Origin of the sequence: Rathayibacter caricis DSM 15933, from assembly GCF_003044275.1 — a bacterium.
In the GTDB taxonomy this organism is placed as follows: domain Bacteria; phylum Actinomycetota; class Actinomycetes; order Actinomycetales; family Microbacteriaceae; genus Rathayibacter; species Rathayibacter caricis.
Window position 1 is genome coordinate 1,328,346 of record NZ_PZPL01000001.1, and the last position, 18,090, is coordinate 1,346,435.

Genomic DNA, 18,090 nt, shown 5'->3' on the forward strand with positions numbered 1-18,090 from the left:
CGGGGGTTCAGTGGACGATCGGATATACGGAGTCCCGTCCGAAGACCGGGATCCGCTCCAGCGGAGCCTCGACCTCGACGGTCTGCCCGCCCTCGTAGGAGACGCGCGTCCACAGGTCGGTCCAGCGCGCTCCGCCGGGCAGGTAGACCGTGCGGTTCCGCGCCCCCGCCTGCAGGACCGGAGCCACGAGCAGGTCCGGTCCGAAGAGGAACTCGTCCGCCGTCGTCCAGGCGCGAGGGTCCTCGGGGAACCCGTGGAAGAGCCCGCGGAGCACGGGCTGCCCGTCGGTGTGCGCCTCGTCGAACACGGCCCGGACGTACGGGCGGAGCCGCTCGCGGATCGCCAGGTGCTCGGTGAGGATCTCGGTGGCCTCGTCCCCGAAGCTCCAGATCTCGTTCGCCCCGCCGGACGGACTGCGTCGACCGCCGTCCGCCGCCGCGACCTGCTCGGTGGGCCGTCGATCGCCGTGCAGGCGCATCACGGGGCAGAAGGTCGCGAACTGGAACCAGCGAATGAGCAGCTCGCGGAACGCCGGGTCGTCCGGGTCCCCGCCGTGGAAGCCGCCGATGTCGGTCGTGAACCAGGGGATCCCGGCGGCGCCCACATGGATCGCCGCGGTGATCTGCCGACGGAGATCCGCGAAGGTCGTGCCGATGTCGCCCGACCACACGAGCGCTCCGTAGCGCTGGCTCCCCGCCCAGGCGCAGCGGACGAGGTTCACGACTTCCTCCTGCCCGGCCGCCCGCTGGCCTTCGAAGAAGGCCCGCGAGAAGCGCTGCGGATAGATGTTCCCGGTTTCCAGCGCGGGCCCGGAGTGGAAGCGGTAATTGTCGTGGTCGTAGACCGCGTACTCCGGTTCGGCCTCGTCGAGCCAGAACAGCCGGATCCCAAGGTCGTGGTAGTTGCGCTTGCAGAGCTCCCAGAGCCGATCCGCCGCCTCCGGGTTCGTGACGTCGAGGAACATGCTCGGGCCCTCGAACGACATCTGCACGTCCGGCCCCCGGAGCGCGGTCGCGAGGAGGTTCCTCTGCCGGAACTCGGCGAAGTTCTCGGACTCGACCGACACCTGGGGCCAGACCGACACCATGAGCTCGATGCCGAGCTCGTTCAGCTCGGCGACCATGGCGGCGGGATCGGGCCAGAACTCCTCCTCGAAGCGGAAGTCGCCCATCCGGGGCCAGTGGAAGAAGTCGGCCACGATGACGTCCATGGGCAGCCCGCGTCGGCGGTGCTCGCGGGCGACCGAGAGAAGCTGCTCCTGGTTCCAGTACCGCAGCTTGCACTGCCAGAAGCCGAGGCCGTACTCGGGCATCTCGGGGGAGGCTCCGGTCGCCCGGGCGTACGAGCGGGTGATGTCGGCCGGGGTGCGTCCGGCGGTGATCCAGTAGTCGATCTGCCGAGTGGCCGCCGCATGCCATTCCGTGCGGTTCGTCGCGAACACGGCGCGGCCGACGGAGGGGTCGTGCCAGAGGAATCCGTAGCCGCGGCTGGAGAGGACGAAGGGCACCGACGCCTGGGAGTTGCGGTGCGCGAGTTCCAGCGTCGCGCCCTTGAGGTCGATGAGGTCCTGCTGGTAGACGCCCATGCCGACGAGGTGCTCGCCGGCGGGCGGATCGAAGCTCATCGTCGCCGGACCGGCTCCGTGCGCGGTCGGCCGGTGGTCGCGGGCGCGGAGCTTCAGCGACCCTCCCGACGAGAGCTCCGAGAGGAGCTCGCGACCGTCGGCATCGCTGTAGGAGACCCGGCACGCGAAGACGTCGTGCCCGAGCTGGAGATCGAGCACGTGCTCCTCGGTCAGAGTCGCGACGAGCCGGCCGACGCGCAGAGTCGCCGTGCGCCCGTCGAGGACGAGGGTCGACTCGGCGTCCTCGGGGGGCAGCAGCGCCCAGTCGGTGTCGAGGACCGGACCGAGCGGGACGCTCCTCGCCCGGATGCTGTCCGGCCCCCAGGGCTGCAGCAGCAGCGTCTCGCCGTTCCCGGTCCACGCCACACCGTCGCCCTCCCGCCGGAAGCCGCTGAGCGCCGGGGCTTCGGAGGCGCTCACTCCGCGGATCCGGCCGGGGCGGGAGATTCCCGGGCGAGCAGGAGGTAGACGCTCGCGGTCCAGGTGTAGGCGCGGTCGCGCAGTCCCTCGCCGGTGAGGGCGTCGAAGTTCTCGGCGAAGCCGCTGCGCTCGCACAGGCGCCGGAAGCGGGCGGAGACGTCGTCGGCCAGGTCGTCCCGGCCCGCCCGGCGCAGCCCGTCGACGAGGAGGAACGTGGACGGCGCCCAGATCGGTCCGCGCCAGTACCCGTCCGGCTCGTAGTGGGGTGAGCTCGGCGCCTCGGTCGCCGGCCCCCACTCGGTGAGGTGCGGGGCGAGCGACTCGAGCATCGTCGCGATCATCTCGTCCGTGAGCTCCTCGGCGGCGAGGAGGGGGAGGAGGTTCAGCAGGCTCGTCGTCGTGGCGGTGCGGCCGTGGAGCGGCGAGCGTCCTGCCAGTGCCGTGCCGTCCCACATCCCACGCAACTCCTCCGCGAGCACGCACCGGCTCTCGCGCCATGCGGAGCTCGGCAGCCCCAGCTCGTCGGCGAGACCCGCGACGACCTCGAGCTGGAGGAGCAGGAACGCGGCGAGATCGGGCGACTCGACGACGCGGTCGCGATCGAAGCTCGTCGAGTTGTCCCAGCCGGAGTCGTTGCCGTGCTGGTAGTAGGGAGCGACGCGACCGGGAGCGGTGCGGTGGTCGAGCCAGAAGAGCGACCAGCTCGCGAGCCGGTCGTGCACCTCGCGCAGCTTCTCCGTGGTCAGCGGCTCGAGGGACGAGCGCATCCTCGCGAAGGCCCAGCCGTGGATCGGCGGCTTGACGTAGTTGTAGAGCACCTCCGAGTGCGCGATCGAGTCCGGCAGCGCGCCCTCGGGCGTCTGGTGGTCGAACGGGAGGAGGAACTGCCCGAGCGCCTCCTCAGGAGCGCCCTCGGCGAGGGCGAGGGCGTTGAAGCAGTGGTCCCAGCTCCAGAGCTTGTCCATCCAGTGCTTCGACATCAGGATCGCCTCGCGCCCGAGGAACCCGGCCGGAGCGACGGTCGCCGACCAGAGGACGTAGGCGGCGAGGGCCGCCGCCGGTGCGCGGTCGTCCCGCCAGCCGGCGATCGCGTCGAGGTAGGCCTCGAAGCGGTCGTCCGCCTCCTCGAGAGCCTCGTCGAAGCCGGTGCCGAGCTCGAGCGGAGGAGCGGCCGTCGCGAACTCCTCCACGGCGATCTCCCACCGGTCGCCGGAGATCGTCAGCGACCGCTCTCCCGCGCCGAGTTGCTCGGATCCCGTGGCGCGCACGTCCCCGGCGAGAACGGTGACGCGGTAGCGGCGCCCGGTCTCGTACGAGGTGAAGGTGAACGCACCGGACACCGGGTCCTCGTAGAGGAACGTCCCGGTGAAGGGGGTCAGCTCGCTCGCCGCGTCGGTGAGAGTCAGCTCGGAGCCCGTTCCGGCGAACCGGAGGACGTCGGGGCCGTCGAAGAGCGCCTGCACCCGTGCGCCGTCTCCGCTCCAGGTCAGCACCGAGCTGTCGGCCGAGGGGCTCAGCCGCTCGCCCGCGGCGCTCCGCGCCTTCAGGCGGAGGACGGCTGTCATCCGGGTCCGGTGCGAGACCAGGTGGAGGTCGTCCACGATCCGGTGCAGGCCGATCACGGGCGAGACGTCCATCCAGGCGCCGCGGGTGCTGAAAGGGATCTCGCGGATGTCGAAGGGGATGCGGGTGGTCATGTCGTGCCTTTCGAGAGCGGAGGAGAGGAGTCAGTCCTTGACGGCGCCGGCGGTGACTCCGGCCGACACGTAGCGCTGGGCGACGATGAGCAGCACCGCCGCGGGGACGGAGGCGACGACGGCGGCCGCCATGATCGCGTTCCACTCCTGGTTGTTGTTGCCGATGTAGGCGTAGATGCCGAGCGTGATCGGCCGCAGGTCGCCTCCGCTGTTCAGCGTCGACGCGAAGATGAAGTCGGACCACGCCCAGAGGAACGCGAAGAGCGACACCGTGACGGCGGAGTTGCGGCTGACGGGCAGCACGACCGAGCGGAAGGTCCGCCACTGCGAGGCGCCGTCGATCTTCGCGGCGTTGAGCAGCTCGTCGGGGATGCCCTGCATGAACGCCGAGAAGATCAGGACCGCGAACGGCACGGCGATGGTCGAGTCCGCGATGATCAGCCCCAGCAGGCTGTTGAGGATGCCCAGGTTGAGGTAGATGGCGTAGAAGCCCATCGCCATGATGATCGCCGGGATCATCTGCGCGATCAGCAGCACGAAGTTCAGCACCCCGGTGCCGCGCGGGCGCAGCTTCGCGAGCGCGTAGGCGGCCGGAGCCGAGATCGCCAGGGTGAGGGCCACCGTGCCGAGCCCGATGATCAGGCTGGTGCCGAGGAACGGCAGCTGCTGGCGCAGCACCGCCTCGTAGCCGACGAAGGTCGGGTCCAGCGGGAGCAGGCTCGGCGGGCTCTTGCGCATGTCGCCGGTCTTGGTGAGCGAGACGACGATCATCCAGTAGACGGGGAAGAGCATGATCGTGGTGAAGAGGACGCCCAGGGCGGTCCTCCACCAGCTGCGGGTGGTGGTCACGATTTCTCCTGGCGGCTCTGGACGCGGATGTAGACGAGGCCGAAGACGAGGGCCAGGAGGATGAGCAGGTTGCCCACCGCCGCGGCCGGTCCGAAGTCGGGGAGGGTCGACCCGAAGCCGAGCTGGTAGGTCCAGGTGGCGAGCGTGGTCGAGGAGCCGGCCGGGCCGCCCTTGGTCATGATCCAGATGATGTCGAAGACCTTCAGCGTGTAGACCAGGCCCAGCAGCACGGTGATCGCCGAGACGGGCCGCAGCAGCGGCACGGTGATCAGCATCAGCTTCTGCCACGCGTTCGCGCCGTCGAGCGCGGCGGCCTCGTAGATGTCGGTCGAGATCCCCTGCAGACCCGAGTAGAGGATCACCAGGTTGAACGGGATGCCGATCCAGATGTTCGCGATGATCACCGCGGTGAGGGCGACGTCGGGGTCGGTCAGCCAGTTGATCTGCGGGCCGCCGATGGCCTGCAGGAAGGCGTTCACGATCCCGGAGTCGCTGTTCAGCATCCAGGACCAGGTCGACGCCGAGACGATCAGCGGCAGCAGCCACGGCACGAGGAAGAGCGCTCTGAGAATTCCCGAGAGGCGGAAGCCGCTGTAGAAGAAGACCGCGAGCGCGAAGCCGATGACGTACTGGAACACGATCGACGCCAGGACGAAGACCGCCGTGTGCGAGACGGCGGGCAGGAACGTCGCCGAGGTGAAGACGTCGAGGTAGTTGTCGACGCCGACGAACGGGGCGCCGCCCTGGACGAAGCTGCGCACGGTGTAGCCGCGGACGCTCAACTCGAGATTGCGGAACAGCGGATACGCGTAGAAGACGGCCAGGTAGACCAGCAGTGGCGCGAGGAACGCGAGGGCGGCCCAGCGCTCCGGCGACGGTCCGCGTCGCGGGGAGCGGCGCTCGCTCCTCGCGGAGGACGGAGGGCGGGTGGCCGGTGCGGGACTCGGCGCGATGGGGGTGGTCGTCATGACTGCCTCTCGTCGGCCGGGCCTCCCGCGAGGTGCGGGAGGCCCGGCTGCTCGGTCGCTCTACTCGGTGGCGGAGGCCGCGGCGTCCTGCGCGGCCTTCAGGGCGTCCTCGGGGCTGGAGCTGCCCGTGATGGAGCTCTGCACCGCGGTCCAGAGCTGCTCGGAGATGAGCGGGTAGTCGGTGCCCAGGTTGTCGCCGGTGCGGCCCTGGGCGGCGCCGACGGCGTCGATCCACGGCTGCAGCGTCGCGTCCTCGGCGAGCTGCGCCTCCTGCGCGTCGGTCGTCGGAGCGACGTAGTTCAGGGCGTTGTCGGTGCCGACGATGTTCTCGGTGTCGGTCATGCACGACGCGATCTGCGCCGAGACCTCGTAGCGGGAGTCGTCCGACTGGACGGGCAGGCTGAGGAACTCGCCGCCGGTGGGAGCGGCGGCGTTCCCGCCGTCCTTCGCGGGGATCGGCAGGACCTCGTAGCCGGCCTCGGCCGCGGACGCCTTCTGCCAGGTGCCGTTCTCGGCGAACGCGACGTTGCCGGCCTGGAACTCCTGCCAGCTCGTCGTCTGGGTGTTGTTGATGACGGAGTTGGGCGCGTAGCCCTTCTCGATCCAGTCGGTCCAGAGCGCGAGGGCCGAGACCGCGTCGTCGCTCGAGAGGTCGGTCAGCTCGGCGCCCGATCCCCAGAACCACGGCAGGAACTGGAACGAGCCCTCCTCGGTGCCGACCGCCGAGAACGTGATGCCCGTATCCCCGGTCGCCGCGACCTTCTCGAGCGCCGCGGTCAGCGAGGCCCAGTCGGTCACGGAGGCGATGTCGACGCCCGCCTTCTCGAGCACGGCGGGGTTGTAGTAGAGCGCGAGGGTGTTCGCGCCGATCGGGACGCCGAAGGTGTCGCCGTCGATCTGACCGGCCGAGAGGATGTTCTCGGCGAAGCCGTCGGTGCTGAGGCCGCTCTCGTCCGTCGTGGTCAGGACGCCGGCCTCGGCGAGCGTGGAGACGACCGGGTTGTCGATCAGCAGCAGGTCGGGGGAGTTGTCCTGCTGACCCGCGAGGAGTGCTTTGTTGGTGAGATCGGACGTGTCGTACGCCGTCCGCTCGATGGTGACACCGGCGTCGGCGGCACAGGCGTCGATGACCTTCGCCCAGTCCGAGGACGCGTCGTACTGGGGGTACGGGTCCCACCAGGTGTAGGCGCCGCCGGCGGCGTCGGTGGACTCGCCTCCGGTGGAGGCCGAGCAGCTCGCGAGAGCGAGCGTCGAGAGGGCGGCGACGGCGAGTGCGGTGCCGGCGCGGGTGGACTTCCTGGTGATCACAAGATCCTCCTTGATGTCGTGAGTGCTGTGTGGGGGAGTGGCTCGGGTTCGAACCGGTTCGACGAATGATCGACGAGAACAGGGGACCGGGCGGTGCCGGGTCAGAGGGCGACGGCGCTCCCGCGATCGACGAGTCGGGCGTCGAGGAGGCGGATCGCCGGGGCGTCCGCGCGTTCCGGATGCTCGATGCGGTCGACGAGGCGCTCGACGACCTGTGCGCCGAGCTCGGTGGGACCCGTCTCGACGAACGTGTAGGGGAGCGAGAAGTCCCGGGCGAACTCGCCCGAGTACAGGCTCACGACCGAGAGCTGCCCGGGGACGGAGATGCCGCGACGACCGAGGATCGAGGGGAGCATCGCGACCGCGCGGTCGCTGTGCACGATGAGCGCTGTGAGATCGGGGTTCTCGTCGAGGAACGTGTTGACCATCGGCTCCATCGCCGCGGCCGTCGTCTCGGACGCCCGGATGCTCAGCTCCACGTTCCGAGCGGCGGCGGTCTCGACAGCGGCGTCGCGGAAGCGGACGCCGTAGGTGCCGCCGCGCTCGAAGACGTGGATCGGGGGCGTGATCAGACCGACCCGTCGGTGGCCGAGCGCGGCCAGGTGCTCGACGAGCAGGCGACCCGCGTCCCGGAAGTCGAGGTCGAAGACGTCCACGCCGGCCGCGTCCTGGGGGACTCCGATGGCGGCGCCGGGCTGACGGGCCGCCGTCAGTGCGGGGAGGCGGTCGTCCTGGGTCGAGACGCTGAGCAGGATCACTCCGTCGACCATCTCGGAGCTCGTGACGCGGGTGAGGGCGGCGGCACCGTCGGGCTCGGTGGCCATCAGGATGTCGTAGCCGAGCTCGCGGGCGCGGGTCGTGATCGGGAGGATGTACTCCATCATCGCCGGGGCGAACTCGTCCGGATCGAAGTGGACGAGGAGGCCGAGGGCCATCGTCCTGCGCGTGGCCAGGGCGCGGGCGCCGGCGTTGACCGTGAAGTCGAGGTCGCGGATCGCGTCCTTGATGCGCTGCTGGGTCTCGAGAGAGATGCTCCGCTTGCCCGAGAGCGCGTAGGAGACGGTGCTGCGGGAGACGCCGGCCGCTTTCGCGACATCGCCGATCGTGGCCATGTCCACCTCCTCGTGTTCGAACCGGTTCGACTATGGCAGACGTCAAGAACTCCTGCAAGCGGACGGCTCGAGGAGCCGCGCGCCCGCTACTCCGCCCGCGGCCACTCGCTCGTCAGGTACGCCTCGATGGCCCGGTGCCGGAACCGGTACAGCGTCCCGCGGTCGATGATCCCGCGCACGGTGTCGAGGCGCTGCGCGGTGGTCCCCGCCTCGGTCGGCTTCGAGAGGCCGATCGCCCGGGCGATGCGGGTGAGGGTGCGGTCGCGGGCCGGCATCGACGCCATCGCCTCGAGGAACGCGAGTTCGCGCGGAGGCAGCCGCCCGAGGATGCGCTCGACGTGCGCCGCAGCCTCCCTCTGCGCTCCGCGCCACCCCGCGAGCACCTGCTGCCGGGTGATCGTCGTGCCGGTCCCGGCGTACCAGGCGCTCTCGCCCGCGAGCTGGAACAGGAACGGCTCGCCGCGGCACAGCTCCACGACCACCGCGACCGCGTCGCTCTCCATGCGGATGCGGGTCGTCCCGCCCCGCTCGTCCGGAACGTCCCAGCCGGGCAGCACGAAATCCTGGAGCGCCGCGACGATGTCGTCGTCGTCGATCGCCGTGAGCACGGTCGTCTTGAACCGTCGCGCGAACGTCGCGCCCTTCTGCGCACCGGCCCGGTCCTCGAAGTCGGGGAGGCCGGTCAGGTAGACCGCCAGCGGCAGGAAGCGGGTCACCCGGACGCCTCCGGGCAGCTCGACGACCACCTCGTGCGTGATCGCGTCGCCGAGGGCGATCAGGAGCTGCGAGAGGGCGCTCTCGTCGACGATGTTCTGCACCTCGTCGAGGTGGATGAGCGCGACCACGTCCTGCGCGATCGCCGCGCGGCCCACTTCGACGAGCAGCTCGGTGAGAGCGGTGTGGGGCTCGGGCCCTTCTCTCCCGCGGAGGGTGAGCGAGATCCCGGACGCGGCGACGGCCTGCACCCGTTCGAGCACGCCGGCGAGCCGCTTCTCGCGCGCCGTCGCGAGCCCGGCGGCGTCGGCGAGCACCAGTAGCGCGGCGGCCAGGAGCTTCAGCGGATCGGCGCCCGAGGGGATGCGCAGCTGCGGGGTCACCCAGTCGCCTCCCGCCGCCGCGTCCTGCGCGATGCGCCGCACGAGTGACGACTTGCCCAGTCCCGGCTCGCCGAGGATCGTGCGGCCCCGCTCCGGCAGCCCGCGATGCAGGCGCGGACGGAGGATGTCGCGCCAGTCGCTCAACTGGGCCGTGCGACCCGCCCAGATCTCGGGAACCGTGTCGGAGCCGGGGCTGAAGGGATTGTCGACGGCGTCACGCATAGTGATAACTTTACCAACTCCCCGGGCCCTGATAAGGTTACCGCGGCTGGTCGAGCAGCCCGCATCTCTCCGGGTGGCAGCGGATCTCGAGACGGCCGCTGCGCGGCCTACTCGATCAGCAGGGAGAGGCCCTGCAGTCCTTCTCGACCAGCGCGGAGGGGCCCCCTTGCAGGTCGAGCAGCCCCGCAGGGGCGTCTCGAGACCCGCCGCGCGAGCCGCTCACCGCCCCGGCGGCGGCCCCGTCGTCGCGCGCTGCACCAGCTGCGTCGGCAGCCGCACGTGCAGCGAGCGCGGTGTCTCGCCCGCCATCAGCGCCGTCAGCATCTCGGCGGCCGTCGAGCCGAGCGTCTGCATCGGCTGCCGGACGGTCGTCAGCGGCGGATCCAGGCGCGACGCCTCCGGGACGTCGTCGAAGCCGACCACCGACAGGTCCCGCGGCACGTCGAGCCCGATCCGCGCCGCGATCTCGATGATCGCGATGGCCGACACGTCGTTCGCGGCGAACACGGCGGTGGGCCGGTCCGGGAGCGACAGCAGCGCCGAGGCGGGCCGGCGCGCGGTGTCGTGCTGGTACAGGCCCACGTGCACGAGCCGCTCGTCGAACGCGATGCCCGCCTCCGACAGCGCGGCGCGGTAGCCGGCCTCGCGCAGGCGCGCCGAGCGCAGGTCCGGACGGCCGGCCACGAAGCCGATCCGCCGGTGCCCGAGCTCGACGAGGTGCCGCGTCGCCTGCAGCGCGCCTCCGTAGCTGTCGGACTCGACCGTGGGCAGGTCGGCCCGCCCGGTGTGCGGGTCGATGGCGACGAGCGGGATGTCCGAGGCCGCGGTGAGGACCGTCGGAGTGACCATGATCGCGCCGTCGATCAGGGTGCCGCTCAGGCGGCTCAGCGAGCGCCGCTCCCAGCCCTCGCCCTCGCCCTGGTGGGAGCCGCTGTAGGCGAGCAGGTCGAAGCGCGAGCCGCGCAGCTCGGCGCCCACGCCCTTCAGGATCTCGGCGCGGAACGGCTCGAAGTCGGCGACGAGCACGCCGATCACGCCGGTGCGCCGCGAGCGCATGCTGCTCGCGACGAGGCTCGACTCGTAGCCCAGCTCGCGCACCACGTCGAGCACGCGCGTGGCCGTCGCGGCGGCGATGCCGTACCGGCCGTTGACCGCCTTCGAGACCGTCGCGACCGAGACTCCGGCCGCGGCGGCGACGTCGTGGATGGTCGGACGGTGACTCACAGGACCGACCTTAACCCTCCGGGACGCCGTTTGGAAAATGATTTCGAAAACGTTTGACGCTCCCGCTGAGCAGTACGGAGACTGACCTCGCCCACCGGATGAACGGCGGGTGCACCTCGGCGCCGCTCTCCCTGGCGGCGCCCACTCGATGAAGAGAACAGGTCGAACGATGAAGTTCAGAAAGATCGCAGTGGCCACCGTCGCCCTGCTCGGCGCGGCAGCGGCCCTGAGCGGCTGCTCCGCCCAGGAGTCCGGCTCCTCCGACGGCACCGTCTCCATGACCCTCTGGCAGAACTCCACCACGGGCCCCGGCCAGGAGTTCTGGGACAAGACGGTCGCCGACTTCGAGGCCGCGAACCCCGGAGTCACCATCACCCCGCAGGCCATCCAGAACGAGGACCTGGACGGCAAGCTGCAGACCGCGCTCAACTCCGGCGACGCGCCGGACATCTTCCTCCAGCGCGGCGGCGGCAAGATGGCGGCCATGGTCGCCGGCGGCCAGCTGATGGACCTGACCGACAAGATCTCGGACGAGGCCAAGAGCGAGATCACCGAGGGCTCCTTCGGAGCCAACACCCTCGACGACAAGGTCTGGGCGATGCCGGTCGCGGTGCTCCCCGGCGGCGTCTTCTACAGCCAGGACCTCTTCACCGCGGCGGGCATCAGCACCCCGCCGTCGACCCTCGAGGAGCTCGACTCCGCCGTCACCGCTCTCAAGGGCAGCGGCACCCAGGCGATCGCGCTCGGCGGCAAGGACGCCTGGCCCGCCGCGCACTGGTACTACTTCTTCGCGCTGCGCGAGTGCAGCGCCGACACGATGGCCGAGGCGGCCGACTCGAAGGACTTCTCGGACGAGTGCTGGGTCAAGGCCGCCGAAGACCTCCAGACCTTCTCCGAGACCGAGCCGTTCAACGAGGGCTTCCTCACCACCGCCGCCCAGCAGGGCGCCGGCAGCTCGGCGGGCCTGCTGGCCAACCGCCAGGCCGCCATGGAGCTCATGGGCGCCTGGAACCCGGGCGTCATCGCCTCCCTCACCCCCGACGAGGAGCCCCTGCCCGACCTGGGCTGGTTCCCCTTCCCCGAGGTGGACGGCGGAGAGGGCGAGCCCGGCTCGATCATGGGCGGCGTCGACGGCTACTCCTGCTCGGTCGATGCTCCCGCCGAGTGCGTGGACTTCCTGAACTACCTCGCGACCGCCGATGTGCAGAAGGAGTACTACGCCGCCTTCAACGCTCCGCCGGTCAACCAGGTCGCCCAGGAGGCCGTCACCGAGCCGTACCTGCAGGACATCCTGGCCGCCTACAACTCGGCGCCCTACGTGTCGCAGTGGCTCGACACCGTCTACGGCCTCAACGTCGGCAACGCGCTGAACGTCGGAGTCGTCGACCTGCTCGCCGGCAAGAGCGACCCGGAGCAGCTGGTCGAGGCCGTCAACGCCGCTGCGAAGAAGGCGTAACCATGGCGCTTCGCGAGAGCCCGCTCCTCGGAGCGGATGCGCCCCGCGATCGCGAGACCACCGGGGGTGCTGCGGTCGTCGCAGCACCCCCGGTGCGCCGGCGCCGCCGCAGCCTCGGCTGGGCGGGCCGGCTCGAGGTCGCGATCCTGGTCGGCCCCGCGCTGATCGTGTTCCTCGCCTTCGTGATCTTCCCGGTCGTGATGGCGGCCTACTACGGCTTCTTCAGCTGGCAGGGCTACGGAGTGCCGACCGACTTCGTCGGCTTCCGCAACTACCTCACGATCCTCCAGGACCCGACCTTCCACGAGGCGCTGTCCCACAACGGCACGATCGTGATCCTCTCGCTCGTGCTCCAGGGTCCGGCCGCGATCCTGATCGCGCTCCTGCTCAACCGCAAGCTGCGCGGCCAGTCGATCATCCGCGTGCTGATCTTCGTGCCCTACGTCATCTCGGAGGTCGTGGTCGGCACCGGCTGGAGCCTCATGCTCCAGACCCGCGGCGCCGTCAACGGCATGCTCGAGAACATCGGCCTGGGGGCGCTGCAGCAGGACTGGCTGGCGAACCCGGCCATCGCCATGTGGACGCTGATGCTGATCATCACGTGGAAGTACATCGGCTTCGCCGTGATCCTCTTCCTCGCCGGTCTCCAGGGCATCCCCGAGGAGCTGTCCGAGGCCGCGGCCATCGACGGCGCGTCCTACTGGCAGGTCCAGCGGCGCATCACGCTGCCGCTGCTCGCTCCGACGCTGCGCATCTGGGCGTTCCTGTCGATCATCGGCGCCCTGCAGCTGTTCGACCTCGTCTACATCATCTGGGGCCAGTACGTCTCGTCGACCGCCGGCACCTCGACGATGGCGACCTACCTCGTCACCAACGGCCGCAACGCCGGCAACTACGGGTACGGGAACGCCGTCGCGGTCATCCTGTTCCTGATCTCGCTCGTCGTCGCCCTGCTCTACCAGCGCTTCGTGCTGCGGCGGGACACCGAGGGCGCACTCACCGGAGGCAAGCGATGAGCACCACGATGACGGCCCCGCCGATCACTCCCGAGACCCGCCGGCCCCTCGCCGTGAAGCGCCGCCGCCCGCCGGTGGGCCGCGGCACGATGATCGCCTACGTGGTCGCGATCGTCGTGATCGCGCTGATGCTCGCTCCGGTCGCCTACATCATCATCGGCGGCTTCCGCACCAATGCGCAGATCACGACGGATCCGGCCGGCTTCCCGTCGCCGTGGAACGTGCAGAACTACATCGACGTCATCACGGGCGGCATCTTCTGGCGCGAGGTGGGCAACTCCGCCATCGCGGCGCTGGCCACCACCCTCGGTGTCGTGGTGCTGGGCCTCATGGCCAGCTACGTCCTCGCCCGGTACGACTTCGCGGGCCGCGGAGTGTTCTACGCGCTCTTCGCGGCGGGACTGATGTTCCCGATGACCGTGGCGATCACTCCGCTCTACCTGGTGATCAAGAGCCTCGGCCTGATGAACTCGCTCGCCGGAGTCGTGCTGCCGCAGATCGCGTTCGGCCTGCCGACCACGATCATCATCCTGGTCCCGTTCCTGCGGGCGATCCCCGACGAGATCCAGGAGGCGGCGTTCATCGACGGCTGCAGCCGGATCGGCTTCTTCTTCCGCATGGTGGTGCGCCTGGCGATGCCCGGCGTGATCACGACCGGGATCCTCGCGTTCATCGCGAGCTGGAACAGCTACCTCCTGCCGCTGTTCATCCTCAACGACGAGTCGACCTTCACGCTCCCGCTCGGGGTGCAGGCCTTCTCGTCGCAGTACTCCGTCGACACCGCCAAGGTGCTCGCGTTCGTGTCGCTGTCGATGATCCCCGCGCTCATCTTCTTCAGCGTCTTCGAGCGCCGCATCGTGGGCGGCCTCACCGGGGCGGTGAAGGGATGACCTCCACCCCGCCGTCCGCTTCCAGCAGAGAGGGTCACGCCGTGGCCGAACCGCACGTCTCCTCGGCCCGCGTCGCCGAGCTCCTGGAGCGCATGACGCTCGAGGAGAAGCTCGCCCAGCTCGTCGGCTACTGGGTCGACCAGGGCGGGGAGGTCGTCGCGCCGCTCGCCGGCGAGATGGCCACCTCCACCCGCTACGAGGACGCGACCACCCACGGGCTCGGGCACCTCACCCGCGTGTACGGCACGCGTCCCGTCGATCCGATCGAGCGCGCGCAGTGGCTGTGGGCCGAGCAGCGCCGCCTCGTCGAGGAGACGCGGCTGGGCATCCCGGCGATCGTGCACGAGGAGTGCCTGACGGGGCTGGCGGCGTGGAAGGCCGCGACGTTCCCCACTCCGCTGGCCTGGGGCGCGTCGTTCGACGCCGAGCTGGTCGAGGAGATGGGCCGCCTGATCGGCGCGTCCATGCGCGAGCTCGGGATCCACCAGGGCCTCGCGCCCGTGCTCGACGTGATCCGCGACCCCCGCTGGGGCCGCGTCGACGAGTGCATCGCCGAGGACCCCTACGTCCTCGGCACCCTCGGCACCGCCTACGTCCGCGGCATGCAGTCGGAGGGGGTCGACGCGACTCTGAAGCACTTCATCGGCTACTCCGCTTCCCGCGGGGGCCGCAACCACGCGCCGGTCCACGCCGGTCCGCGCGAGATCGCGGACGTGCTCCTGCCTCCGTTCGAGATGGCGATCCGCGACGGCGGCGCGCGCTCGGTGATGAACTCCTACGCCGAGATCGACGGCGACCCCGTCGGCGCGACGCCCGCCTACCTCACCGACATCCTGCGCGGCGCGTGGGGCTTCGACGGAGTGGTGGTCTCGGACTACTTCTCGGTCGCGTTCCTGCACCTCATGCACGCGGTCGCCGCCGACCTCGGCGAGGCCGCCGAGCTCGCGCTCGAGGCCGGGATCGACGTGGAGCTGCCCACGGGCGACGCGTTCCTCGCTCCGCTCGCCGCCCGCATCGCCTCCGGAGCGATGAGCGAGGAGCTCGTCGACCGCGCCGTGCTGCGCCTGCTCGCGCAGAAGGAGCGCCTGGGGCTGCTCGACGCCCGCTTCGACGACGCGCCGGAGTCGATCGACCTCGACTCCCCGGCGCATCGCGACGTCGCCCGCCGCCTCGCGGAGGAGTCGCTCGTGCTGCTCTCGAACGACGGCGTCCTGCCGCTCGCGGCGCCGCGACGCCTCGCCCTGATCGGCCCGAACGCCGACAGCGCGCAGGCCCTGATGGGCTGCTACTCCTTCGCCAACCACGTGCTCGCCCACCACGAGGGCGTGCCGCTGGGCTTCGAGATCCCGACCGTGCGCGAGGCGCTCGCCGACGAGTTCGCGGGCGAGATCCTCGTGGCCGAGGGCTGCGACGTCGAGGGCGACGACGACTCCGGGATCGCCCCCGCCGCCGAGCTCGCCCGCACCGCCGACGTGGCGGTCGTCGTGGTCGGCGACCGCGCGGGTCTCTTCGGCCGCGGCACCGTGGGCGAGGGCAACGACGTCGAGAGCCTCGAGCTGCCCGGCCGCCAGCGCGAGCTGGTGGAGGCGGTCGTCGCGACCGGCACCCCCGTGGTGCTCGTGCTGCTCACCGGCCGCCCCTACGCGATCGATTGGGCGCTCTCGGGCGCGTCGGCCGTGCTGCAGGCGTTCTTCCCCGGGGAGGAGGGTGCCGGCGCGATCGCGGGTGTCGTCTCGGGCCGCGTCGTGCCGTCCGGGCACCTGCCGGTGTCGCTGCCGCGCGCGGCCGGAGCGCAGCCGTTCTCGTACCTGCACCCGATCCTGGGTGGCCCGTCCGACGTGACGAGCGCCGACAGCACTCCGGTGCTGCCCTTCGGGCACGGGCTCTCGTACACGACGTTCTCGCGCGGCGACCTGTCGGTGCTCGACGACTCGGTGCCGACCGACGGAGCGATCACCGTCTCGGTGCGCGTGCGCAACACGGGCTCGCGCAGCGGCTCCGACCTCGTGCAGCTCTACGCCCGCGACGTCTACGCGAGCGTCACCCGTCCCGTCGCCCAGCTGCTGGGCTACGCCCGCCTCGAGCTGGCGGCGGGGGAGGAGGCGCAGGTGCGCTTCGAGGTGCCGGCCGCGCGCCTGGCGTTCACCGGCCGCTCCGGCCAGCGGATCGTCGAGCCGGGCGAGGTGGAGCTGTGGGTCGGCCCGGACTGCGCGACGAAGGAGACGACGGCGTCGCTGACGCTGTCCGGCCCCGTGTCGGTGGTCACGGCCGCCTCGGAGCGCGTGGTGCGCACGTCGGTGCTGCTCGAGGAGGCGGGCGTACTGGTCGAGTAGCCCCGCGCGCCGAGACTCGGGACATCGTGGATCTCGATACGCGCGCTCCGCGCGCTACTCGATCAGCAAGGGGTGCGCGCGGCGCTCCTTCTCTTGCTGGTCGAGTAGCCCCGCAGGGGCGTATCGAGACCCGCCGCGTCCCGGGACGTCGTGGATCTCGAGACGCGCGCTCCGCGCGCTACTCGATCAGCAGGGGCCGGCCCGAGCCGTCGCGCACGGCCGCTCGCAGCGCAGAGAGACGGCCGTTCGTGACGGATCACCGGGCTCGTGCGCTCAATCGTCCCGAAGTGCGATGGCGCGCCCGATCGGACGTCCCGCAAGGGGTTGCCGCTCCGGGTCGCGGGGCGTGGGATGGACGCAGGAGAAAGGAGTCCCATGACTCAGACCTTCCCCGCATGGCTGCGGGACCAGAGCACGCGCGACGACGAGGTGGGCACCCTCGCCCAGGAGTTCGCCGCCCGCGACGACCTGCCCGAGCACGGCGGCCACTCGATCTACGAGGGCTATTTCGCGAGCGAGCCCGCCGAGGCGCAGGCCGGTTTCGACCGGGCCTGGACCGAGTTCGAGGCCGACGTGCAGCCGTCGCCCGCCTCCGACGACCCGGACGGCCTCCGATGAGCGACACGACGTCCCCGGTCCAGGACCCGGACGACCAGTCCGACAAGCCGTCGCAGGCCGAGGGCGAGGACACGCGCGACACCCCCGTCGAGGTGCTGCCGGCCGACGGCAAGCCGTCGAAGGCCGAGGGCTGACGCCACTCGCGTTCACAACGGAGGAAGGATCCGTCCCGAACTCCCGATCCCCGCGGATCCGGGGCCGCGGGAACGGATCCTTCCTTCGTTGTGAACAGGCGTCACTCCGGAGCGACGACCACCCGCCCGACACCGCGCGACACGCACGGCATCACCGCCGTCAGGACGGAGTGCGGCCGAGCTGGGCGTCGATCGGAACCGTGCGGGCCACGACGACATCGCCCGTGTGCGCCGTGGTGATGGTCTCGATGAGGACGATCTCCACCTCCTCGTCAGCGACGGGGTTGTGGCGGACCCCCTTCGGGACGACGAAGAACTCGCCCGGTGCGAGGTGCACGTCCGGGCGGTCCTCGAGCTGGATGCGCAGAGTTCCGGAGACGACGAGGAACATCTCGTCCTCGTCCTCGTGCGCGTGCCACACGAGCTCGCCGAGCAGCTTCGCGACCTTCACGTACTGGTCGTTCACCCGCCCGACGACCCTCGGAGTCCAGTGCCGGGTCACGTGCGCGAGCTCGCCGGCGATGCTGGTGCTGTTCTGATCCACGGCTCCACTCTGCCGACTCCCGGCCCTCCTCGCGCACCGCACCCGACCTAGGGTTGTGCCATGCCCTACGAACCGGACGCCGGCACCTCCGCAGCATCCGATGCGCCGTTCGCGCAGCCGGTCACCGACCGCTACTTCGACGACTACGTGCCCGGATCCGTGCTGGAGCACGGCTCCTACCGGGTCACCGTCGCCGAGATCATCGACTTCGGCCGCCGCTTCGACCCGCACGACATGCACACCGACCCCGGGCTCGCGGCCGGCACCCCTCTCGGCGGACTCGTCGCCAGCGGCTGGCACACCACCGCGATGATGATGCGGATGCTCGTCGAGTCCTACCTCAACCAGGCGGCGAGCATCGCCTCGCCCGGAGTGGACGAGCTCCGCTGGTCCGTCCCCGTCCGCCCCGACGACCTCCTCCGGGCCCGCTTCACCGTGCTCGACGCGCGCCGCTCCGTCTCGCGGCCCGATCGGGGAGTGCTCCGCACCCGCATCGAGCTCCTGAACCAGGATCGCCTCGCGGTCATGACCCAGACCATGACCAACCTGATCCTGCGCCGCCCGGCACGCTGAGCGGC

The 18,090-nt window shown here is 70.8% G+C and carries 16 protein-coding genes; 7 read left to right on the forward strand and 9 right to left on the reverse strand.

Features of this window, described 5'->3' with window-relative positions; translation table 11 throughout:
* Window positions 1-7 precede the first annotated feature (7 nt).
* The 8 genes from C1I63_RS06150 to C1I63_RS06185 form a co-directional block, all read right to left on the reverse strand.
* The gene (locus C1I63_RS06150; RefSeq protein ID WP_211315581.1) at window positions 8-2,044 is read right to left on the reverse strand and encodes a glycoside hydrolase family 31 protein; all 2,037 of its coding nucleotides are present in this window, start codon (window positions 2,042-2,044) and stop codon (window positions 8-10) included.
* Window positions 2,041-3,741: an amylo-alpha-1,6-glucosidase gene (locus tag C1I63_RS06155; RefSeq protein WP_107574169.1), complete on the reverse strand. Its 1,701-nt coding sequence runs from the start codon at window positions 3,739-3,741 to the stop codon at window positions 2,041-2,043. The genes C1I63_RS06150 and C1I63_RS06155 overlap by 4 nt, the downstream gene beginning before the upstream one ends.
* A 30-nt stretch (window positions 3,742-3,771) precedes the next feature.
* Window positions 3,772-4,533, reverse strand: coding sequence for a carbohydrate ABC transporter permease (locus tag C1I63_RS06160; protein WP_425326987.1), 762 nt, complete (start codon window positions 4,531-4,533; stop codon window positions 3,772-3,774).
* 53 nt (window positions 4,534-4,586) lie between these two features.
* Complete coding sequence (locus tag C1I63_RS06165; protein WP_107574171.1) at window positions 4,587-5,558, reverse strand: carbohydrate ABC transporter permease; 972 nt, start codon at window positions 5,556-5,558, stop codon at window positions 4,587-4,589.
* Window positions 5,559-5,618: 60 nt separating this feature from the next.
* The gene (locus C1I63_RS06170; RefSeq protein ID WP_107574172.1) at window positions 5,619-6,866 is read right to left on the reverse strand and encodes a sugar ABC transporter substrate-binding protein; all 1,248 of its coding nucleotides are present in this window, start codon (window positions 6,864-6,866) and stop codon (window positions 5,619-5,621) included.
* A 101-nt stretch (window positions 6,867-6,967) separates the two neighbouring features.
* On the reverse strand, window positions 6,968-7,978 hold the full coding sequence (locus tag C1I63_RS06175; RefSeq protein WP_107574173.1) for a LacI family DNA-binding transcriptional regulator: 1,011 nt from the start codon (window positions 7,976-7,978) through the stop codon (window positions 6,968-6,970).
* 86 nt (window positions 7,979-8,064) lie between these two features.
* Window positions 8,065-9,297 carry an AAA family ATPase gene (locus C1I63_RS06180; protein WP_107574174.1) on the reverse strand — a complete coding sequence of 411 codons (1,233 nt, stop codon included), beginning with the start codon at window positions 9,295-9,297 and terminating at the stop codon, window positions 8,065-8,067.
* A 219-nt stretch (window positions 9,298-9,516) separates the two neighbouring features.
* The gene (locus C1I63_RS06185) at window positions 9,517-10,521 is read right to left on the reverse strand and encodes a LacI family DNA-binding transcriptional regulator (protein WP_107574175.1); all 1,005 of its coding nucleotides are present in this window, start codon (window positions 10,519-10,521) and stop codon (window positions 9,517-9,519) included.
* Between the two features lie 169 nt (window positions 10,522-10,690).
* Here C1I63_RS06185 and C1I63_RS06190 point away from each other — a divergent pair, with 169 nt between their 5' ends.
* The 6 genes from C1I63_RS06190 (at window position 10,691) to C1I63_RS19685 (ending at window position 16,968) form a co-directional block, all read left to right on the forward strand.
* Window positions 10,691-11,977, forward strand: coding sequence for an extracellular solute-binding protein (locus C1I63_RS06190; RefSeq protein WP_107574176.1), 1,287 nt, complete (start codon window positions 10,691-10,693; stop codon window positions 11,975-11,977).
* Between the two features lie 2 nt (window positions 11,978-11,979).
* Window positions 11,980-12,993, forward strand: a complete 1,014-nt coding sequence (locus C1I63_RS06195) for a carbohydrate ABC transporter permease (protein WP_056866020.1) — start codon at window positions 11,980-11,982, stop codon at window positions 12,991-12,993.
* On the forward strand, window positions 12,990-13,883 hold the full coding sequence (locus C1I63_RS06200; RefSeq protein ID WP_372488187.1) for a carbohydrate ABC transporter permease: 894 nt from the start codon (window positions 12,990-12,992) through the stop codon (window positions 13,881-13,883). The genes C1I63_RS06195 and C1I63_RS06200 overlap by 4 nt, the downstream gene beginning before the upstream one ends.
* Window positions 13,880-16,216 carry a beta-xylosidase/alpha-l-arabinosidase gene (locus tag C1I63_RS06205; protein ID WP_107574177.1) on the forward strand — a complete coding sequence of 779 codons (2,337 nt, stop codon included), beginning with the start codon at window positions 13,880-13,882 and terminating at the stop codon, window positions 16,214-16,216. The genes C1I63_RS06200 and C1I63_RS06205 overlap by 4 nt, the downstream gene beginning before the upstream one ends.
* A 375-nt stretch (window positions 16,217-16,591) precedes the next feature.
* Complete coding sequence (locus C1I63_RS06210; protein ID WP_056866022.1) at window positions 16,592-16,834, forward strand: hypothetical protein; 243 nt, start codon at window positions 16,592-16,594, stop codon at window positions 16,832-16,834.
* Window positions 16,831-16,968 carry a hypothetical protein gene (locus C1I63_RS19685; RefSeq protein WP_157602116.1) on the forward strand — a complete coding sequence of 46 codons (138 nt, stop codon included), beginning with the start codon at window positions 16,831-16,833 and terminating at the stop codon, window positions 16,966-16,968. The genes C1I63_RS06210 and C1I63_RS19685 overlap by 4 nt, the downstream gene beginning before the upstream one ends.
* A 160-nt stretch (window positions 16,969-17,128) precedes the next feature.
* Here C1I63_RS19685 and C1I63_RS06215 read toward each other — a convergent pair whose 3' ends face one another.
* A complete protein-coding gene (locus C1I63_RS06215; RefSeq protein ID WP_170116328.1) occupies window positions 17,129-17,512 on the reverse strand; it encodes a cupin domain-containing protein in 384 nt (127 codons plus the stop codon).
* A 60-nt stretch (window positions 17,513-17,572) separates the two neighbouring features.
* Between C1I63_RS06215 and C1I63_RS06220 the strand changes: the two genes are divergently transcribed.
* Entirely contained in the window at window positions 17,573-18,085 is a 513-nt protein-coding gene (locus tag C1I63_RS06220) for a MaoC family dehydratase (protein ID WP_107574178.1), read from the forward strand.
* Window positions 18,086-18,090 lie beyond the last annotated feature (5 nt).